This is a genomic window from Xenorhabdus sp. Sc-CR9 (assembly GCF_963897815.1).
In the GTDB taxonomy this organism is placed as follows: domain Bacteria; phylum Pseudomonadota; class Gammaproteobacteria; order Enterobacterales; family Enterobacteriaceae; genus Xenorhabdus.
The window spans coordinates 1-386 of record NZ_CAWQTY010000115.1 but is presented as its reverse complement, the minus strand read 5'-3'; the positions used below and the strand labels follow the sequence as shown (position 1 = coordinate 386).

The window sequence follows — 386 nt, the reverse complement described above, 5'->3', positions numbered from 1 at the left end:
ACATACAGGCAGTGTGGGGTTGGTTACCGCTGGTGATCGTGAACACCCGGTGCAAAAGTGGTTGTTACACGTGCACCAGGTCCAGATCATACAGGTCATTACAGTATTGAGCGTTGCGTTGTGCAAAATAGGTCTTCAGTGCTTGTTTAATTGAGTCACGCAGGGGTTTTTTAGTTCCATGATGTTGTGATTTTTTTTTTTTTCAATGGTGACGACGAGGGCCAGGTCGGCGACTTCGAGCATTGAGAGCACCACGCTACCGAGCCTCCGGCGCGCCCATCGACGAACTCCCCCTGGGGCTCGTCGTCAACCAGGCCGCCGACGCCCCCGAGGCCCGCGAAGTCCACGAGCGCGTCCAGGATGTCGCCACTCGCTTCCTCGATGTG

The 386-nt window shown here is 55.7% G+C and carries 1 protein-coding gene and 1 pseudogene; both read right to left on the bottom strand.

The window, feature by feature from the left end; translation table 11 throughout:
- Positions 1-190: pseudogene (locus AACQ81_RS19675) on the bottom strand (DNA-binding transcriptional regulator Fis); the annotation flags it as partial.
- A partial coding sequence (locus AACQ81_RS05820; protein ID WP_237388511.1) for a hypothetical protein occupies positions 171-386 on the bottom strand: 216 nt, incomplete at its 5' end. The gene AACQ81_RS05820 and the pseudogene AACQ81_RS19675, both read right to left, overlap by 20 nt.